This is a genomic window from Microbacterium sp. STRO-2N (assembly GCF_057747775.1).
This window is the reverse complement of the sequence record NZ_CM173223.1, coordinates 265,552-284,472: the sequence shown is the minus strand read 5'-3', so window position 1 is coordinate 284,472 and position 18,921 is coordinate 265,552. Positions and strand designations below refer to the sequence as shown.

Genomic DNA, 18,921 nt, shown 5'->3' with positions numbered 1-18,921 from the left:
TCGTCCTACACAGCCGGCGGAGCGTCAGCGGACGCTCCACCCTCGACAGGCAACGGTCCCGTCAACGCACTCTGCAGCAAGTGCCCGTACTCCACCGCCAGGTCTTCGGGATCCGCGTTGACCAGTACGGGATCCTCGATCACCCAAAGGGCAGTGAAGAGACCGATGAGCTGTGCCGAGAAGATGTGCGCGCGTAGAGTCGCGTCCGGTCCGGGAAGTCTCGCCTCGAGCGATGCGACGAGACTGGTGTTCAGTTCGTGCAGGAGCAGGCTGCGCACATCTGCGCTGTCGGTGGCGCGGAGCAACGCGGCGAACGCCCCTCGGCTGCGCACCAGTTCCTCGGGATTGGTGAGAATTTTCCGCACCACGCCTCGGCCGATCGACTCTATCGGGCCGCGCAGCACGTTTCCGTCTTTCGTGCGTAGGCGCACGGTCTCGACGAACAGCGAGTCCTTAGACCCGAAGTGTCGGATCACGATTGAGGGGTCCACGCCCGCGGCGGCGGCGATGTCCCGGATGCTGGTGGTCGAGTATCCAGCTGTGGAGAACAGTTCCTCGGCGACCGCGCGGATACGGGTCTTTAGCTCGGCGGAGCGATCAACCCGGTGTCGTGTCATGCACCCAGTGTGGCGACGCACGCGGAATTTGTCAACACTGTTGACAGCGAATCGATGATGACGCATACTGTCAACAGCGTTGGCAAATTTTCCAGGAGAAGCAATGCTGTCCACCCCCAGATCGGTCAGAGCAAGGATCATGGCGAGTCTCGCCGTGCCGTTGCTCTTCGTTATCGCATTCCCGCTGGCCTTCGTCAGCGCCTTCCATGCGCCCGCCCCGAACGACGTCACGATCACCGTCGTAGGGCCGAACGCCGTCGTCAGCGACCTCGTCGACTCTCTCGATGACACGGATGAGTTCCACGTTGTTCAAAGCGACGTCACCTCGCGTGCGAAGCATGACGTGAAGACGAGAGACTCTGTCGGCGCGTTGCTCGTCGAGATGCACGACGATCCCGCCCAGGGGCCCGCATCCTTGACCGCTTTTGTGGGGTCGGGCAACGGGCCGAGCACCGGCGCCGTTGTCCGAGCCACCGGCGAGGAGGTTGCATCGCAGCTCGGCGTGCCGCTGACGGTGAAAGACGTCGCGCCCCTTGCCGCCGAGGATCCGATGGGCAGCAATCTCTTCTATCTATTCATCTATTCAACCGTAGGCGCGTTCATGCTCGTCATCGTCCTTGCAGAGACCGCACCGAAGACGAAAGCCAGCCGCATGTTCGCAGTTGTCGGCATCGGAAGCGTGCTGATCCCGCTGCTTGTTTTCGGACTGTCATCTGTGTTCGTCGGCGACTACGGCGCCTCGTTCGGCGCGATCGCCGCCCTCCTCGCGGTGGACGCGTTGTATGTCTTCACGATCGGATCCCTCGCCATCTTGATGCACGAGTTCCTCGGCGGATCCCTGCTGATCGGCATCCTCTTCCTCGCCATCTTCTTGAACGTGCCCGGATCAGGCGGACCCGTGCCGTACCCACTGCTTCCCGACTTCTGGCAATGGGTGCATTCCGTCTCGTTCGGGGCGGGGGCGATGGAGTCCTTCCGCTCGCTCGTCTATTTCGGTGGCCACGGCGTGACGCGGTGGGTCCTGCAACTCGCGTCCTGGGCGGTGGCAATGCCTGCGGCCGTCGCCCTCGTGGCCTTGGCGAAGTCCAACGCGCGCATGCGCGGAGAGCTCAACGCCGTCGATCGATCGACGCGTCGCAGGGGTTCCACCACACCCGACTCACCGATCCAGGCGACACCGGTGCAGATGCAAGGAGCAACCGAAGGAACTGCGCGATGAGCGAATTCATGAAACAGACCAACGCGGTCACCGAGCCGTCGAGCGCCCAGTTGAACCCGGACCGGAAGCGCACGATCGGCGCGCTGATCGCTGCACCCGTCATCTTCATCTCCGTCTTCATCTTCTGCTACGTCAGCGCGTTGCACGCTCCGACACCGCACGAGCTACCGGTCGGAATGGTCGCCTCGTCGACCGCTCAGTCAGCCGTGGAAGACAGCATCGAGGACCGTGCCGGTGACGACGCCTTCGTCTTCACCTCCTATCGAGACGCTGACCACGCTCGCCAAGCCATCAAGGATCGTGAGATCTTCGCGGCATTCGTCATCGACGACCAGAAGGTGGTGACACTCGTCGCCAACGCGGCAGGCGTCTCCGGCACGTCGATCATCAAGCAGGTCGGTGCCCAGATCGCCTCCTCGATGCAGCGTGAGTCGTCTGTCGAGGATGTCGTTCCAACCCGAGAGGGCGACGGCAGCGGCACCGGATTATTCTTCCTCTTCGTAGTGACAACGGTGGGATCGTACTTGGCCATCACGATGCTCTTCCAAGCGCACCCACGGGCTCGTCTGCGCACTCAGCTGATCACCGCTGCCTCAGCCGCAATCGTGGCGCCGGTGCTGTGCTTCGCGTTGTCGAGCATATTCATCGGGGACTACGGCGCCGATTTCGGCACGATTTCGGGTGTGCTCGGCGTCGCGACGCTGTACGGACTCACCGTCGCGCTCCTCGCGATCGTGCTCATAGCGGTGCTGGGCCCATTGGCCTCCTTGGCGTGCAACATCTTCCTCACTGCGTTCAACTTGCCGAGCGCGGGTGGCGCCCTGGCGGCGGGTTTCCTGCCTTCCTTCTGGCAGGGAGTGCACGGATTCTGGATCGGCGCGGGCGCTTTCGAGGCCATGCGGAGCCTCCTCTACTTCAATGGTGCGCAAGCGGGCGAATGGCTCGGTCAGCTCCTCGTGTGGACGGCAGCTGCAGTGCTCGGCGTGGTGATCATCGGCATCGTCCGCGCGATTCGACGTCGCACACGAGCAGACGACAGCACGCTCGCGACCGACAACACGCCGACCCCCCAGGCGGCGCCCAACACCGAGCGCACGCGCGAATCCCCGGCCGACAACGATGACCCGAAAGACCATACGGACGTCCTCGCACTTCAGCCCTGAGCCGCCGGCCTCCGCCCGACTCACGAAACCAGATCCCGGGCGCTGCAACCCCTACCCCAACCCCTCAACCGGAACGAGAAGACCCATGTCATTCCTTACCACCCCGTTCGTTGCTGACACTGTCGCCCGGTTCATGGGCAGTTTCAGCCCACGGCCCGCCTCGGGGCCGCTCGGCTTCCCCGAGATCCCTGGAAACACACAAGAGGTCCGGGTCCCCACCCGCCATGGAGAGCTGCCGTGCACGCTGTACGCACCGACCGCGGAATCCGAGAACCCGCCGGGCGTGTACGTGAACTTCCACGGCGGCGGGTTCGTCGTCCCCGGTCGCCGTCAGGACGATCCCTGGTGCCGCTACCTCGCTGCGGCGACAGGCAACTACGTCCTGAATGTCGAATACAGCACCGCGCCCCGCGTGCGCTTCCCCATCCCCGTCGAACAGGCGTACGACGTCTCCCTGTGGGCGGCAAGCGTCGACCGCCCTTGGAACCACAGCCGCGTTGCCGTTGGGGGTCAGAGCGCGGGTGGTAATCTCGCAGCAGGCGCAGCACGCATGGCGCTCGACGCCCAAAGCTCACATATCTCGCTGCAGGTTCTGCACTATGCGCCGCTCGACCTCGTCACGGACGTTAGGCTGAAGCCTTCGCCGCTGGCAAAGACGGTCCTGCGCGGATGGATGCGCGATGTCTTCGAGACCGCCTACACCCCGGACGCCGAGCAGCGAAAACACCGGCTTGCGTCTCCTGTGTGGGGATCCAACGCCGACGATCTGTCCGGGATCGCACCCGCCATCGTCGCAACCTGCGAATACGATCGCCTACGTGACGAGGGCGTGACCTATGCCCAGAAGCTCGCCGCGGCCGGCTCACTCATCTCCTACGTCGACATCCCGAAAGCGGATCACGGATACAATCTGCTCACGAATCGCGAGCTCGCCGAGACGGGCTATTCCCTGCTCGCACCGCTCATCGCAGCCAACCTCTGAGCCCACTCGGTTCGCGGCCCCAGAAGACAGGGCACCACCCTAGTTGTATCCCAGATCGACGTGGCGCGCGTCAGGGTTGCCTGCCACCCCGGTCTCATCTGGCAACAACGACTCCTCGGCCGCACCGCGCTGGCGAGGATCACGCGGGGGACATCGGGCGATCAACTAAATGACCCACTCCGCACCAGACTTCAGGGCCACCTCTCCTGCCGAACCCCCACCGCCCATCGAAGGATCGATCTTGAGATCTTTCGGCGGACTCCTCAGAGCGATTTACTCGCCGCACCCGAACTCACCGATACGAGCATCGCGATGCTCGTCCACAACCTCTCCACGGACAAGACAGGAGCCTGAGTCAGGCGCTCGCTCCTCGACCCGCGTCGCAAAGAAGGTAATCTCGCCCTCCCACTCAGCGGCAGCCACCCTGCCCTTCTGGTAAACCAAACGCTCCCAAACATAGGATCGCCACCCACCCCTGAGCCCATCGGGTTAGATCGAGGCCGAACTCGGCGTGGGTTACGAGACCCACTCTTCGATCTGTGCGATCACCTCAGGCGCGTCCGGCGTGACGGGCGGACGGAAACGTCGCACACGCCCGTCCGGATGGACGAGGAACTTCTCGAAGTTCCACGTCACCCGACCGGCCTTCCCATTGTCGTCCGGAGTTGTCCTCAGCACTTTGTACAAGGGGTGTGCATTGCGCCCATTGACGTTAGCTTTCGCCGTCATGGGGAACGTGACGCCCCACGTCGTTGAGCAGTACTCGGCGATCGCGTCCGCGGAGCCGAGCTCTTGCAGGAACTGGTTACTGGGCACACCCAATACGGTGAAGCCGCGGTCGGCATAGCCTTTCTGCAGGAGTTCCAACTGCTCGTATTGCGGAGCCAGACCGCAGCGCGAAGCGACGTTCACGACCAGTGCGACCCTGCCTGCCGACACCTCTCCAAATGTCTTCGTCGTTCCGTCAAGCATTGTCAGTTCGATTGCGGCGATGTTCATGATTACGTCTCAGCTCTCTGTTGTGACCGGGGTCCGGTGGTGAGGGTAAGTCGAGATGTTCTCCCGCAGTCGGCCAAGTTCCCGCAACAGTGTTGCGGTTTGCGTGCTGTCAAACGAGATCGCCTCCGCGACGCAGTCCTCAACCCATCCGAGTTGTGCGCGCAGATCACGGCTCAGTTCGGTCGAGCGCACGAGGAATCGCCGCCGATCCCGAGGGTCCAATGTCCGAGTCAGAAGGCCCGCGCGTTCCATGCGGTTGAGGAGACCGGTGACGCTGCTCGCATCAAGCGCGAGATGGTCCGCTAGTTCTCCCGGGCTGCACGGTTCTCTATCCCAGAGGAGGGCGAGAACCAATGCCTGCTGGTAGGTGATCCCCCACGGGGCAAGGAGATCTCGATAGAGCCCTAGCGTGGCATGCATCGTCGCATAGAGGGCGAAGCAGACGGAGCGATCGAGAGGAGATGGCGTAGCCGACACCTTCCATATATTACGCACCCCAAATTCTTGTGCACAAGTTAATTGGCTCACCGCCCTCCGCCAACCGCCCGTGCGTACGGTGGGTGCGCCCGGACACGCGCGGGCACACCTCGAGCGTGGGCCGTCCCTTTGCCTCGGAGTTATCCGGGAAGTCTGCGCAGTGCAACGCCGGCAGCCATCCCGAGGACGAGGCAGGCCGCCAGGCGCCCCACTCTTTGATCGTCCGCATCGGCCGTGGGATCGATCTCGGCGAGGTCGAGGCCGTGCCCCCGTGAGGCGGTGAGCCATCTGACGGCATGCCGAAGCTTCGCTGCTGTAAAACCCCCGCGGGACCGAAGCGGGACACGCGGCCACCACAGACCGGCGCAAACGCCGACGTCCACGTCGACGTGGACTGGTCCACCCGCTGCACCAGCGCGGTCGAACACCTGGGCCAGGTGCCGCTGGGAAGGATGCCCGACACCAGGTGTACCCAAGTACGATCAAGGACGCAGGAGAGCCGCCCCGTGCGTCCGCGATGCGTCCGGATTCCGACCCGAGATGTTCCCGGTGTAGTACGCGGAGATCGACTACGCGGCCGAGCGCTTGCAGATCCAGACCATGGCTAGGAGACGCTCAGCGGAACGTCTTGCGACGACGAGAGTTGTCTCGTCGACGAGACAAGGGAGGCGGAGCATTCGCCACAGTCCGGGGCCGCTGACCTGCAGCCTTCGGGCGTGTGCTCCGGCGCAACCTTGCCCGCGCGTGGAGAGAAGCTCGATTCGGCATTCACCCGCCCCGCGCTCCGGGTCCGGTCGCTCGCGGACTTTCGCGGTCTCGGAGCAACTTGCTGCCGATCAGTCCGTCGTGGATGTTGTCTCGTCCATCGGAGCGGCGTCGCGCCCTCTGCATGACTGCTCCGACACCATGTGCCACTTCAGCGCTCGCGTGCTGCGGCTCGAGTTCGGGAGCGGCGGGGAAATGGAGACCGGCCACGCGCATTGGCCGGTTAGCATAGCCTTACCTCCCTCATGGATATCGAAGGGTTTCGCTATGCCCACACGCCCACGTGCCGCCGCCGTCGCCCTCCTCGCCGCAGGAGCCCTCGCCACCGGCTGCGCCGCCTCCTCCGGCGCGGGTGCGCCCGCCGACCCCGACGCTCTCGTCGTATACAACGCACAGCACGAGCAGCTGGGCGAAGAGTGGGCCGCGGCGTTCACGGAGGAGACCGGCATCGAGGTGGTACTGCGCCACGGCGGCGACAGCGAGCTCGCCAACCAGCTCGTACTAGAGGGCGAGGCATCGAAGGCCGACGTGTTCCTCACCGAGAACTCCCCCGCGATGTCCCTCGTGGAGCAGGCAGGCCTGTTCGCCCCGGTCGACGACGCCACGCTCGAGGCGGTGCCGGCCGAGCGGCGCCCGGCCTCGGGTGCGTGGACGGGCATCGCCGCACGGTCCACGGTGCTGGTCTACAACCCCGACCTCGTCTCGGAGGACGAGCTGCCCGCATCCCTCCTCGACCTCGCATCGCCCGAGTACAAGGGCAAGTGGGGCGCCGCGCCCGGCGGGGCGGACTTCCAGGCGATCGTGAGCGCGGTGCTCGCGACGCAGGGTGAGGACGGCACGCGGGACTGGCTCGAGGGGATGGCCGAGAACGCCACCGTCTACCGAAACAACATCGTCACCATGAAGGCGGTCAACGCGGGCGAGGTGCCGATGGGCATCATCTACCACTACTACTGGTACCGCGACCAGGACGCCACGAAGGAAAACAGCGGGAACACCGCGCCAAAGTACTTCGGCAACGCTGACCCGGGGGCGTTCGTGAGCGTGTCCGGCGCAGGCGTGCTCGCGAGCGCCCCGCACCCCGAGGAGGCCCAGGAGTTCCTCGCGTTCCTCGTCGGCGAGGAGGGGCAGCGCATCCTCGGCGAGGGGTACAGCTTCGAGTACCCGGTCGCGACGGGCATCCCCGCCAACCCCGCGCTTCCCGCGCTCGACTCGCTCGACGCGCCCGTCATCGACCCATCGACACTCAACGGGCCGACGGTGATCGAGCTGATGACCGAGGCCGGGCTGCTCTGACCGCTCTCATCGAGGCGACTCCGAGCGCCGCCGCTCCCGCGTCGACCGCGCGCCCGTCCGCGCGCGGTCGACGCGCGCCTGCGGGGCTGCTCGCCCTCGTTGCGGCGCTGGTGCTCGGATGCCTCGTTCCGGTCTGGTACGTCGCGCAGTCCGCGATCGCACTCGGGCCGGAGCAGCTCGCCGAGATCCTGGTGCGCCCCTACATCGGGCGCCTGCTGGCCGACACGGTGCTGCTCGTCGTCCTCAGTCTTCCCTGCACGATCGTGCTCGCGGTGGGCGGTGCGTGGCTCGTCGAGCGCACGAGCCTTCCCGGGCGACGCCTCTTCGCGGTGGCTCTTGCCGCTCCGCTGGCGATTCCCGCGTTCGTCGCCAGCTACGGCTGGGCGAGCGCGATCCCCTCCATCAGCGGCCTGTGGGGCGGCGTCCTGGTCGCGACGCTCGCGTACTACCCGCTGGTCTATCTGCCCGTGCTGGCGGCGCTGCGCGGCCTCGACCCCGCGCTCGAAGAGACCGCACGATCGCTCGGGATGGGCTCGTGGGGCGTCTTCTTCCGCGTCGTCGTGCCGCAACTACGACTGGCGGTCCTCGGCGGTGCGCTCGTGGTGGGCCTGCATCTGCTCGCCGAGTACGGCGCGTTCGCGTTCCTCCGCTTCGACACGTTCACGACCGCGATCGTGGTCGCGTATCAATCGACCTTCGCCGGCCCGAATGCCGCGGGCCTCGGCATCGTCCTCACTCTCCTCACGGTCGTGCTCCTCGCGTCCGAGGCGGCGGCCCGGGGGCGCCTCTCGTACGCGCGCGTCGGCGGCGGCAGCGCCCATCCCGCGACCCGGCTCGCGCTGGGCGGGTGGACGCCGCTCGTGCTCGCCGCCCTGGCGGTGCTCCTCACCGCCGCCCTCGTCGTGCCGCTCGCGACCGTCGCTCGCTGGCTGACGGCGGCCGACGCGGCGGACTACGCGTCGCTCGGGCCCGCGACGACGCAGACGATCGCGCTCGCGGTGGCGGGCGCCATGTGCGCGATCGTCGTGGCATTGCCGATCTCGTGGCTCGCGGTGCGGTATCCCGGTCGCTGGGCGCGCGTGCTCGAGTCCGGTGCATATCTGGCCGGCAGCCTCCCGGCGATCATCGTGGCACTCGCCCTCGTGGTGGTCTCGCTGCGGATCGTCCCCGCGATGTACCAGACGCTCGCGACGGTCGTCGCGGCGTACGTGATCCTCTTCCTGCCGCGCGCGCTGGTGACCGTCCGCGCGGGCCTCGCCCAGATCCCGGAGTCCCTCGAGGAGGCTGCGCGCTCGCTCGGCCGCTCCCCGGCGATCGCACGGCTCGTCGTGACGATGCCGCTCATGATCCCGTCGCTCGCCGCGGCGGCAGCTCTGGTCGGACTCGGCGCGGCGAACGAGCTCACCGCGACGCTGCTGCTCGCGCCGACGGGCACCCGTACGATCGCGACGGAGTTCTGGTCGGCGGCATCCGCTCTCGACTACTCCGCCGCCGCGCCGTCGGCCCTCGCGCTCGTGCTGCTGTCGGCGCCGGCGGTCGCCCTCATGTTCGCCCACGCCACCGGACGGAGCACGCGATGACCCTGCGGATGACCGCCGTCTCGAAGTCCTTCGGCACCGAGACGGTGCTGACGGATGTCGACATCGAGCTTCCCTCAGGCGACAGACTCGCCCTCGTGGGCGAGTCCGGCAGCGGCAAGAGCACGCTGCTGCGCCTGCTCATGGGATTCGAGCGCCCCGACGGCGGGACGATCGAGCTCGACGGACGCGTGCTGTCGGGGCCGGGGGTCCACGTCCCGACGCATCGTCGCGGCCTCGGCTACGTCCCGCAGGACGGCGCGCTCTTCCCGCACCTGTCGGTCGCGCGCAACATCGCGTTCGGCACCACGCGCGGGCCCCGTGGCCGTGGGGACGCCGCACGCGAGCGCGTCCGCGAGCTGATGGAGCTCACGGCGCTGGCCCCCGCCCTCGCGGAGCGCATGCCGCATGAGCTGTCCGGCGGCCAGCAGCAGCGCGTCGCGCTGGCTCGCGCGCTCGCGCCGAGTCCGCGCGTGATCCTTCTCGACGAGCCCTTCAGCGCGCTCGACACCGGGCTGCGCGCCCACACACGCGAGTCGGTCGTCGAGATCCTCGAGACGGCAGGCGTCACGGCGGTCCTCGTCACCCACGATCAGGAGGAGGCGCTGTCGTTCGGCGCACAGGTCGGCGTGCTCGCCGACCGGCGGCTGGTGCAGTCGGGTCCGCCCGCCGATGTCTTCGACGCGCCGGTCGACGAGGGTGTGGCCGCGTTCCTCGGCGACGTGGTGGTCGTCGACGCGGTGCGGACCGCAGACCGAGCCGTGAGCGCTCTCGGCACCCTGCCGGTCCGGCACGATCTCGCCCGCGGCGCCGAGCGCGTGCGCGCGATGGTGAGGCCCGCCCAGCTCACGATCACGCCGACGGATGCCGGAACCGCCTGCGTGCTGCAGCTGCGTGCCATCGGGGCCGGCGCCGACGTGCGGCTCGCGCTGGAGCACGCGGACTTCCGGGCCGAGCTGCGGCATCGGGTCGCTGCCCACGAGGCGAGCCTCCTCGCACCCTGCGCACGGGCCGACGTCCGGGTCGACGGCGGGGTCGTGCTCTACCCCGCGGTGCGCTCGGACTGACGCCGGAGGCGCACGCGCGAGAGAGCGTGGGTCGCGGCGCCGTAGATCTTCCAAGCGGCGAACCCCACGACGAACGACAGCACGAGCCCGAGCAACGGCGACGACTGCTCGAAGGGCGGGTACACCTGCCAGTGCGTGAGGTACACGAGCATCGACGACCCCGCGAGCACGCCCACGACGGGCGCGATGAGCCGGGGCAGCGGTAGTGCCGGCAGCCACAGCAGCAGCAGGGTTCCGGCGACCACGATCGCCTCGCGACCGAGGTCGCCGAGGAAGCCGAACGTCGCCGCGAAGGCGATGGTCGCGACGACGAGCCGCTGCCCCGTCGTGCGCGCGCGGGCGATCGCCCAGCCGAGGGCGACCAGCCACATCACGACGAAGGCCGTGTACTTCTCGAGCCCGTCTGCCTGGACTCCGGCGACCAGCACACGAGCGGTGAGGCCCAACGCCACGAGGCCCAGCGCGAACCCGAACGGAGCTCGCCGCTCGAGCCGATCCACCGCGCGGATCGCGAAGAGGCCCGCAAGCAGCAGCAGAGCGTACAGCGCGGCCTCGAGGAACCAGAACTGCCATTGCGGGGTGAATCGGCCGTCGCCGGGCGCGAGGTTGTTCACCAGCAGGGCTGTCGTCGGAGCGTACATCCCGGTGACGGCGGCGACCGCCCCGATCCACACGATCGCCGGAACGGCGAGGTGCGCCGCGCTGCGCAGAAGCCGCCGGCTGCGCGCGGCGCCGCGACCGCCCGCGAGCTGGAAGCGTGCGAGGTTGTAGCCGGCGACCACGAGGAGCAGGTGCGCGCCGCCCTGGATCGAGAACACATCGGCATGCGTCCCGACGATGAGCACGATCGCGATCGCGCGCAGCACCGCGGGCGTCTCGACGCTCTGCATCATTCGCCGAAGACGGGGGCGTCTGGATGCCTCGGCCGTCGCCGGCGCGGAGTGCGGAGCGCCGATCGTGGTCGCCGTGCCGGCAGGGGCCGGCGTGGCGCCGCGGTCGGGGGCGTCCTGGGCCGCGGCCGCCAGCTCGCGTGCCGAGAGCTCGGGCCAGTCGCGCGGGAGCCGCCCGAGCAGGGCTTCGAGCCGCAAGGAGGCCTCGACGTAGCTGAGCGAGTCGCCGCCCATGCCGGCGAACGAGTCTTCGATGCCGGCATCCGGGCGGTCGAGCACCGCGGCGTAGAGCGTCCGGATGGTCTCGGCATCGACCGGGCCGGTCCCGCGCTCGCGGTTCACCGCCTGTTGGTCGACCGCGCGCGCGTGCCGCACGAGCGCCGCGGTGTCCGGTTTGCCGCTCGCCGTCCGCGGGAACTCCGAGACGGCGTACGAAGACACGACGTGCGCGGGGATGCCCGCGAGCGCCGACGCGCGAGCGCGGGCGCGAGTCGCCAGCCGATCCGAACGGGCGAAGACGAGCAGGCGCTCGTCCTCGCTCGCCGTGCGAGTGTCGAGCCCCTCGTCGGCGAGGAGCTGCTGGAGCCGATCCAAGTCGATCCGCAGGCCGAACACCTTCACGAACCGGCTCATACGCCCGACGATCTGATACAGCCCGTCGGGCCGCTGCCGCGCCAGGTCGCCCGTCCGCAGCTCGTGCATGGTTCGTCCGAGCGCGAGGTCAGCGGGGTCTTCCGCGTACCCCATCATGACGTTCGGCCCGAGGTACACCAGCTCGCCGGCATCCGCGCCGGGTTCGGCGTCGATCACGAAACGCCCTCCGGGGATCGGCCGGCCGATCGCCTCCGGCGCGGTGGCCGCGAACTCCGGCGGGAGGTAAGCCATGCGCGCTGTTGCCTCGGTCTGGCCGTACATCACGAACAGGTCGAAGCCGCGCGCGCGGCCGAGTTCCGCGAACCGTCGTACGGCATCCGGGGCCAGGCGACCGCCGGCCTGCGTCACGTACCGCAGGCTCGGCAGCTCGCGGTCGGCGAAGTTCGCCGCCTCGAGCAGCTCGAACGTGTAGGGCACGCCTGCGAAGCTCGTGATGCGGTGTCGAGCGGCCTGCTCCCAGAAGGCCTCGTCGGTCACCGAGAGGTCCGCGAGGACCACCGCGGCCCCGGCGAGCAGGTGGCTGTTGATCACCGAGAGTCCGTAGCAGTAGTGCGGCGGCAGAGTCGTGATCGCGCGGTCCCGTTCGTCCAGCCGCAGATACTCGGCGATGGCCGCTGCATTGCTCCGGACGTTCTCCGCGGAGAGACGCACCAGCTTCGGGGAGCCGGTCGAGCCCGACGTGCTCGCGAGGAGTGCCAGGTCGGGGTGGAGGTCGTGCGCCGTCCCCTCGCGCCGCTCGAGCAGCCGGTAGCCGTCGTCGGCGCCCAGCGCGATCACATCGGGATCGAATCGCTCCACCAGCGAGTCCCGGTGGCGCCGCGACCCGTCGTCGTCGCCGGGGGCGACCAGCAGCACCGGGTGCCCGCCGCGCAGCGCCGCGAGGTAGGTCACAACTGGCTCGACCTCGATCGCGGCACACACCATCACGAGACGGCGCACGAGTCCGAGCTCGTCGACACGGTCCTGCACCCTCCGATCGAGCCCGGCATAGGTGACCTCGCCATGTCGGCTGATCAACGCGACGTCGTGCGGCGCGCCACCGAGCAGAGACAAACCGCGGTCGACGGCGGTACGGGGCATGCGGGACTCCGGGCTCGATCGCGACGATCGCGGACAACGGGATAAGGCAAGCATAACCTCACCCAGTGCGTGGGCCCCACTGCTCTGCGCTCGGTGCGCCAACGACCGCCTACGTGGCCGCGGCGAGACCGCAGTTCCGGTCGACCGCTGCCAGGAGCGCGGCCACGTCGTTCGGGGTCAGGAGCTCCTTGCTGAGCACCGGTTCTGCAGGATTCGTCGCTGTCGACATCTCCCACTCTTTCTGCTGAACTCAGAATCGCAGCCAAGCACGCCACCCAGCCTCTCGGAGCCGCATTGCGCACCGCACCCAGCTTCGTCGCGACCGCAATCGACGACACCGCGGGCGTGGAGACCACCATCGAGCGCGCTACAGCGCGGACCGGGGGCGGTACCTCATCACCACCATCGTCAACCGTGCGATCGCTGAGGACTTCAACGAGTACCGGCTCAAGCACGCCGCGCCGCAAGCGATCTTGCAAGCCGCCGTGCCCCACTGCATCGCACTACGGCTCGACGACGATCCGGACGCCGAGTGGACCGCCATCGTAGACCTCACCGCCGGCGACGGCCGGATCATCGCGCCATGGCTGGCTCAAGCCGTCGTCAAACGCGGCATGAAGGATGAACGATGGGAAGTCATCGAGATCCTCTACGGCACCGCAGCGCTGGACTGGATCCACTCCGCCCGTGCCGCCGGATGGCTGGCCGGCATGACGTCCAACGTCGGCCGCCCCGCAGATGCCTAATGGCCCGTGACGACCTGCAGGACGCGTCGTACCTGTCCTGGCACATGAGCACTTTGTACCCGCGTGTCGGCCTGGTGTGCTCTGCCCACGGTTTGCCCACGGATGGCATGGAACCGCCCGGATTGAGAACGATCGAGAAGCCGGGCCGAATGCCGAAAAGACGCGACATCTAGCGAGATTCTAATCAGTCGGGATCGAGCCGGATCGTGCGAAATGTGACTGAAAATCGAAAGGTCACCGGATCGATGCCGGTCGGAGCCACTGGGACCCTCGTGCGGCTTCTACGCACGGGGGTTTCTTCATTTCCGGAATCGGGGCGCTACCCAAGACCTCCGGGTTCGGTGATGAGCGTCAATAGTCGGTGTGCGCTTCCTTGGCGATGTCGAGTTCCGTCTCGCATACGGACCAGGCGCTGAGCGCGTTCTCGAGCTGTCGCCGAAGCCACTCGGCTGTCAGCGACTCCGTCGCGAGCAGCGCGAGGCTCTTCAGCCTCTCATCGACCGATCCCGTGAGATCGTCGGGCTGGGGGTGGCGTTCCATCTGAATCTCTCCTTCTCGAGGGACGGAGACAGGTGGGAAGATCCGCGATCGCGGATCTTCCCACCCGCCTCTCTCAGCGCTCGCCCTGTGCGGCAAGCCATTCGTCGAGTGTGGTCGATGCGGCCGTGTAGCCTTCGCGCGGCAGCAGCGTCTCCCGTTCGATCCTGGCCCCGAAGTACGGGGCTTCCGAGCTCGCGGTGACGGAGCGCTCATCACCGCTCGCGGCGAACGTCCGACGGATGAAGTCCTCGATCGGGAAGGACTCTGGCCCAGCGACCTCGATCGAACCGTTGACGGGTTCGCCCGCGGCGGCGCGTCCGACGGCGGTGGCGACCTCGTCAGAGGCGACGGGCTGGATGAGGGCGTCGGCGACCCGGATGCCGTCACCGTCGGTGGACGTGAAGACGATCGCCGGGGCGAACTCGAAGAACTGCGTCGCGTGCACCAGCGTGTAAGGCACTCCCGACTCCTCGATCAGCTTCTCCTGCGCCGCCTTACCGTGGAAGTAGCTGATGTCCTGCGGCCGGTTCGTACCCACCACGGTCAGGGCGACGTGGTGCTTCACGCCCGCCGCCTTCTCCGCCGCGAGCTGATTCGCCGTGGAGGTGGTGAAGAACTCCATCACCGCGTCCGGAGCATAGGAGGGCGCCTGCGTCGTGTCGACGACGACATCGGCTCCTTCGAGGGCCTGCGCCAGCCCCTCGCCGGTGATCGTGTCGACACCGGTCCTGCGAGATGCTGCAAGAACATCGTGGCCATGCTCGATGAGTTTCGCCACGACGCTCGAGCCCACGTGCCCGGTGCCACCGACTACTACGATCCTTGCCATTTCGGGTACCTTCCGTCTTCGGACACCGATGTGGCGCCCTCAATACGTGACAGGCTCACCAGCGACTCTGTGACAAGCCGCCGCCGATTCCGGTGCCGGGGCTCGGTGTGCGGAGGCGGCGGGGGCCGAGCCGCCCGTCGCCTCCGGACACCGCATCAGCGCAGCGAGATCCAGTCGATCGAGCCGAGTCCGCGGCCGCCCGACGGCATCACGTACACATCGTGCACTCCCGACGTCTCCGCGACCGCGACGGACTGCGTCTCGAATCGCGAGGTCGAGCCGGTCGCCGTCAGGTTCAACGTGCCGATCTTCTTCCCGAGCGGTGAGCCGAGCCGGACCGTGTACTTCGCGGTGGCTGCCGCGGTGGCGACGGAGGCGGCGAACTCGCTCCGACCGTGCCCGAAGTGCACATCGCGGAAGACCAGGACGTCAGCGCTGTCCACACCCGTGACCACGGTGCCCGTGCCGGCGGCGGCCGTCGACGTACCCGCCGCGACGGCAGCGGACTCGGCTTCGACATGAGTTCCCGAGGTCAGGAAGGAGATGGTGTCGACATCGCCGATACCCGCCCAGCCGACCGCCTTCACATACACGTCGTGCACGCCCGAGGTCGGCACGATCGCCGCGAACTGCTCCGAGAAGTTGTCGAAGCCTCCGGTCGAATCGACCCGGAAGTTCGCGATCACCGGCCCCTCGGGCGAGTCGACGCGGATCTCGAACGTCTGGTTCTCATACGGGTCGTCGGTGGCGACGTTCAGGCGCACGAGGTCGCGACCATCGCCGAAGTCGACACCGGCGTACGAGACCCAGTCGTCGCCGTCGAAGCTGCCCACGACCGTGCCGGTGGCACCGGCTCTCGTGTTCGTGCCCGAGCTGGACGCGAAGGACTCCGCCTCGACGACGGTGCCGCGAAGCGCCGCACCCGACTCCCACCGCGGGGCGCCGTACTGGTACGCGCCGGCGGTGGGGACGGCATCCGTCGATCCGTCCGTGTGCGGCGGTCGCGGTGCAGCCGCGTTGCGCGCGGTCGACGATTCGCCCACCGTGAAGTCACGCGCTGCCGGATCGGTGAAGGCCGCGGCGCTGTTCGGGATGTTGTTCGCCAGCGTCACCCCGGCCGCGCTGTCGACGTCGCCGACGTTGTTGGTGACCTCTATGCCGTCGTAGGTGCCGCCGAACAGGCTCAGCGCCTTGCGGTCGGTGCCGGAGGTGTTGTTGATGATCTTCGTCCCCGAGGCGTGCCCGCCGTTGGGGTTGATGAGCACCACGCCGTACGACGTGCGGTTCCACGTGACGTTGTTGGCCACGATGCCACCGACGGTTTCGAGGTCGAGGTAGACGCCGGGCGCGGGAGCGACGGTCGAGACGGGAGCGGCATCGCGCATCGTGTTGTGGTCGATGAGCGTGTCGCCGAGGTCGACCCGGCAGCACACGTACACCGCGCCGACATCGTGCACGAGCTTTCCGTAATGGCTCATGTCGTTGTACGCGATGCGGTGGCCCGAGGCGTCGTATCCGGCGACCTTGTTGTCGATGTTGACACTGCTGCGGCCGCTGCCGGAGATCGTGTTGTGCATCACGGTGTTGTCGGCGCCGAGCACGTTCACGCCGGCGGCGTAGCTGCCCATGTAGTCCGTGTCGGTGATGACGTTGCTGAGCACGCTGTTGCGCTGCCCGGTGACGACCACGCCATTGCCGGCGCTGTACGCGATGGAGGAGTTGCGTAGCACGTTGTCGGTGCCGTGCAACTGGATCCCGCTGGTCGTCTCGCCCGCGGTCAGCACGTCGCACGGATCGGCGGGCGTGACCTTGTTGGGGTCGATCTCGAGGTCGGCGTACTCCGACACGTAGCGCGCCGACAGCCCGTCGAGGGTGATGTGGGAAGTGGTGTCGGAGGTGAGGATGCTCGTTCCCTTGAGCCCGAGGCCGATGACGCTGATGTGGGAGCGCCCCGACAGGTCGAAGCCGAACTCGCGCTGCTTCGCCTCGATGTTCGCCGCGTCGGGGTCACCGCCTGGAACACGCACGTACAGCTGGCCGGCGCCCGTGTCGTAGAACCACTCGCGGTCGCGTCCCAGGAGGGCGAGCTTGCCCGAGAGGGAGTAGTAGTTGGTGGTGTTCGGGCTCAGCCCGACGCAAGCAGGCAGCCCATCGACCGTGACGGAGCCCGGCGATGAGGAGGTCACGCGGCCGGTCTCACTCACGAACCAGTTGTGCGAGAGCAGCCGGGCACCGACCCAGTAGCCCTCGGGCTGCGACAGCGCATCGTCGCCGAGCTGGGTCTGCGTGCCCCAGTCGGCGTGCGCCTTCGCCGCGTGGGCCGGGTCGTCGCCGGCGTGGGGCCACGCCGCCTCGGGCGCCATAGCGTCGCCGAGGAAGATCTGCTGACCGGGAAGCTCCGCGGGGAGTGCGACCGCGGCGCGGTAGACGGCGCCTCCGTTCACCGACGAGGCGAACTCAGAGCCGGTCAGGGTGGGGTCGTCCGCCACCAGCGCGGCGAGGTCGGCCGGCGTAACCTGAGCCCAGCCGGTGACCGGGTCGGTGCCGTCGACGACGACGCGTTCGCCAGGGGCCGCCTCGAAGGTGATCGGCAGCAGGTTCGAGCCGCTTCGTGGCGGGGTGACGGTCTCGCGGTATGTGCCCTCGCCGATCACGCACGTGTCACCGGGGTGCATCACGTCCGCGCAGTGCTGAATCGTGCGGAACGGCGCCGAGGGCGATCCGTTGTTCGCATCGTCGCCGTCGGTTCCCACATGGAACGTGCGTGCCGTGACGCTGCCGCCGGCCGCGGGGGCTGAAACGCCCGCAGCCAGCGCGCCGACCGCCACCGCAGCGACCGCCGCGAGCGCGGCGAATCTCTGGATCCTCATTGACCACTCCAATCGATAGTCGATTACAACGAAGCGATCAAACCATCGAACGAGCGGTTCCGTCAACGAAGCGCGGACATCGCCGACCGGCGGGCCCGCGCCCAGCGCGCTCACTCGCCGGCGGCCTCCCAGACCAGCGCGAGGGATGTGGCCGAGCCTGGCGTATCGTCGACGAGCGTCGAGATGACGGCATCCCATTCGGGATCGACGGGGGGCCTGGCGTTCATCCGCGCGATCATCCGCTCGCGACCATCGCGTGTCTCGATGAGGTGGAAGAGGGTGTCGCCGTCGATCCAGATGCGCCAATTCACCATGCCGCACTCGGTCAGCGCCGCGTGCAGCCCGGCGGGGATGCGGGCGTGCACGCGCCGGTAGTCCTCTGCCATTCCGGCACGCAGTCGAGTGCGATACCCCTCTACAACCGTGTCCACCCGCACCCCTCTCATCGACTATCGCTAGTGTGGCAGGACGCCGCGCGGAAGGAGGGCGATGCCCGAGTCGACTATCAGCAGAGGACTGCTGTCAGATCAGGTGTACGAATTGATCCTGGCGTCGATCCTCGACGGCACGCGCGCGCCCGGCACGCGCGTCGTGGAGTCTGAGATCGCACGCCAGCTCGGCATCAGCCAGGCACCCGTGCGCGAGGCCGTGAAACGCCTCGTCCACGCCGGACTCGTCGTCTCAGTGCCGCGCCACGGGAGCTATGTGACCGAGATCTCCCCCGCGGAGTTCGCCATCGCGCGGACGATGCGCGCCTCGATCGAGGCGGAGGCGGCACGGATCGCCGTGTCGGAGGCCTCGAAGGAGGACCTCGAGATCCTTCGCGGCGTCGTCAGCCGCATGCAGAAGGCGATGGACGCCGATGACCGCGCCGCGTTCCGCACCCTGGACGTGGAGTTTCACCGCACCGTGATCGCCTCCACACGCCGCTCGGTGCTGGCCCGCCTCTGGGACACACTGGAGCCGATGCTGGTCAGCCAGCGCGCCATCGGCGATCCGGCATATCTCGGAGATCGCACGCGCGTCGTCGCATGGCACAGCGATCTCATCGACGTCCTGGCTGACGGTGATGCAGAGGCTGCTGCGGCCGCATTCGCCGAACACGCTTCCGGGGCACTCGATCCTCCTGAGAACTGACAAGTTGCCGTCG

Annotated in this window: 17 protein-coding genes; 8 read left to right on the top strand and 9 right to left on the bottom strand. The window is 67.9% G+C overall.

The window, feature by feature from the left end; genetic code table 11:
- Positions 1 to 5: 5 nt before the first annotated feature.
- Positions 6 to 758 (bottom strand): TetR/AcrR family transcriptional regulator, encoded by a 753-nt coding sequence (locus tag AC3ANN_RS01160; protein WP_488339183.1) that lies wholly within the window; start codon positions 756 to 758, stop codon positions 6 to 8.
- Here AC3ANN_RS01160 and AC3ANN_RS01155 point away from each other — a divergent pair.
- The 3 genes from AC3ANN_RS01155 to AC3ANN_RS01145 all read left to right on the top strand — a co-directional run bounded on the left by AC3ANN_RS01155 (position 757) and on the right by AC3ANN_RS01145 (position 3,981).
- Positions 757 to 1,836, top strand: a complete 1,080-nt coding sequence (locus AC3ANN_RS01155) for an ABC transporter permease (protein WP_488339182.1) — start codon at positions 757 to 759, stop codon at positions 1,834 to 1,836. The two genes, AC3ANN_RS01160 and AC3ANN_RS01155, sit on opposite strands and share 2 nt — an antisense overlap.
- Positions 1,833 to 2,999 carry an ABC transporter permease gene (locus tag AC3ANN_RS01150; protein ID WP_488339181.1) on the top strand — a complete coding sequence of 389 codons (1,167 nt, stop codon included), beginning with the start codon at positions 1,833 to 1,835 and terminating at the stop codon, positions 2,997 to 2,999. The genes AC3ANN_RS01155 and AC3ANN_RS01150 overlap by 4 nt, the downstream gene beginning before the upstream one ends.
- A gap of 85 nt (positions 3,000 to 3,084) precedes the next feature.
- Positions 3,085 to 3,981: an alpha/beta hydrolase fold domain-containing protein gene (locus AC3ANN_RS01145; protein ID WP_488339180.1), complete on the top strand. Its 897-nt coding sequence runs from the start codon at positions 3,085 to 3,087 to the stop codon at positions 3,979 to 3,981.
- A 516-nt stretch (positions 3,982 to 4,497) separates the two neighbouring features.
- On the opposite strand, the gene AC3ANN_RS01140 is transcribed toward AC3ANN_RS01145, so the two are convergent.
- The 3 genes from AC3ANN_RS01140 to AC3ANN_RS01130 all read right to left on the bottom strand — a co-directional run bounded on the left by AC3ANN_RS01140 (position 4,498) and on the right by AC3ANN_RS01130 (position 5,933).
- On the bottom strand, positions 4,498 to 4,980 hold the full coding sequence (locus tag AC3ANN_RS01140; protein ID WP_488339179.1) for a glutathione peroxidase: 483 nt from the start codon (positions 4,978 to 4,980) through the stop codon (positions 4,498 to 4,500).
- Positions 4,981 to 4,989: 9 nt separating this feature from the next.
- Entirely contained in the window at positions 4,990 to 5,400 is a 411-nt protein-coding gene (locus tag AC3ANN_RS01135; RefSeq protein WP_488340885.1) for a MarR family winged helix-turn-helix transcriptional regulator, read from the bottom strand.
- A 197-nt stretch (positions 5,401 to 5,597) separates the two neighbouring features.
- A complete protein-coding gene (locus AC3ANN_RS01130) occupies positions 5,598 to 5,933 on the bottom strand; it encodes an arginase family protein (protein ID WP_488339178.1) in 336 nt (111 codons plus the stop codon).
- A gap of 556 nt (positions 5,934 to 6,489) precedes the next feature.
- On the opposite strand from AC3ANN_RS01130, the gene AC3ANN_RS01125 reads away from it, so the two are divergent.
- The 3 genes from AC3ANN_RS01125 (at position 6,490) to AC3ANN_RS01115 (ending at position 10,162) form a co-directional block, all read left to right on the top strand.
- The gene (locus tag AC3ANN_RS01125; protein WP_488339177.1) at positions 6,490 to 7,518 is read left to right on the top strand and encodes an iron ABC transporter substrate-binding protein; all 1,029 of its coding nucleotides are present in this window, start codon (positions 6,490 to 6,492) and stop codon (positions 7,516 to 7,518) included.
- Positions 7,519 to 7,628: 110 nt separating this feature from the next.
- Positions 7,629 to 9,098, top strand: a complete 1,470-nt coding sequence (locus AC3ANN_RS01120; RefSeq protein ID WP_488339176.1) for an ABC transporter permease — start codon at positions 7,629 to 7,631, stop codon at positions 9,096 to 9,098.
- Positions 9,095 to 10,162: an ABC transporter ATP-binding protein gene (locus AC3ANN_RS01115; protein ID WP_488339175.1), complete on the top strand. Its 1,068-nt coding sequence runs from the start codon at positions 9,095 to 9,097 to the stop codon at positions 10,160 to 10,162. The genes AC3ANN_RS01120 and AC3ANN_RS01115 overlap by 4 nt, the downstream gene beginning before the upstream one ends.
- On the opposite strand, the gene AC3ANN_RS01110 is transcribed toward AC3ANN_RS01115, so the two are convergent.
- On the bottom strand, positions 10,138 to 12,786 hold the full coding sequence (locus AC3ANN_RS01110) for an AMP-binding protein (protein ID WP_488339174.1): 2,649 nt from the start codon (positions 12,784 to 12,786) through the stop codon (positions 10,138 to 10,140). The two genes, AC3ANN_RS01115 and AC3ANN_RS01110, sit on opposite strands and share 25 nt — an antisense overlap.
- 485 nt (positions 12,787 to 13,271) lie before the next feature.
- On the opposite strand from AC3ANN_RS01110, the gene AC3ANN_RS01105 reads away from it, so the two are divergent.
- The gene (locus AC3ANN_RS01105) at positions 13,272 to 13,532 is read left to right on the top strand and encodes a hypothetical protein (protein ID WP_488339173.1); all 261 of its coding nucleotides are present in this window, start codon (positions 13,272 to 13,274) and stop codon (positions 13,530 to 13,532) included.
- Positions 13,533 to 13,883: 351 nt separating this feature from the next.
- On the opposite strand, the gene AC3ANN_RS01100 is transcribed toward AC3ANN_RS01105, so the two are convergent.
- From AC3ANN_RS01100 to AC3ANN_RS01085, 4 genes are all read right to left on the bottom strand, one after another.
- Positions 13,884 to 14,072, bottom strand: a complete 189-nt coding sequence (locus tag AC3ANN_RS01100; RefSeq protein WP_488339172.1) for a hypothetical protein — start codon at positions 14,070 to 14,072, stop codon at positions 13,884 to 13,886.
- A gap of 73 nt (positions 14,073 to 14,145) precedes the next feature.
- Entirely contained in the window at positions 14,146 to 14,901 is a 756-nt protein-coding gene (locus AC3ANN_RS01095; RefSeq protein ID WP_488339171.1) for an SDR family oxidoreductase, read from the bottom strand.
- Positions 14,902 to 15,056: 155 nt separating this feature from the next.
- Entirely contained in the window at positions 15,057 to 17,771 is a 2,715-nt protein-coding gene (locus tag AC3ANN_RS01090; RefSeq protein WP_488339170.1) for a carbohydrate-binding protein, read from the bottom strand.
- A gap of 110 nt (positions 17,772 to 17,881) precedes the next feature.
- Complete coding sequence (locus tag AC3ANN_RS01085) at positions 17,882 to 18,217, bottom strand: L-rhamnose mutarotase (protein ID WP_488339169.1); 336 nt, start codon at positions 18,215 to 18,217, stop codon at positions 17,882 to 17,884.
- 43 nt (positions 18,218 to 18,260) lie between these two features.
- Between AC3ANN_RS01085 and AC3ANN_RS01080 the strand changes: the two genes are divergently transcribed.
- A complete protein-coding gene (locus AC3ANN_RS01080; RefSeq protein ID WP_488339168.1) occupies positions 18,261 to 18,908 on the top strand; it encodes a GntR family transcriptional regulator in 648 nt (215 codons plus the stop codon).
- Positions 18,909 to 18,921 lie beyond the last annotated feature (13 nt).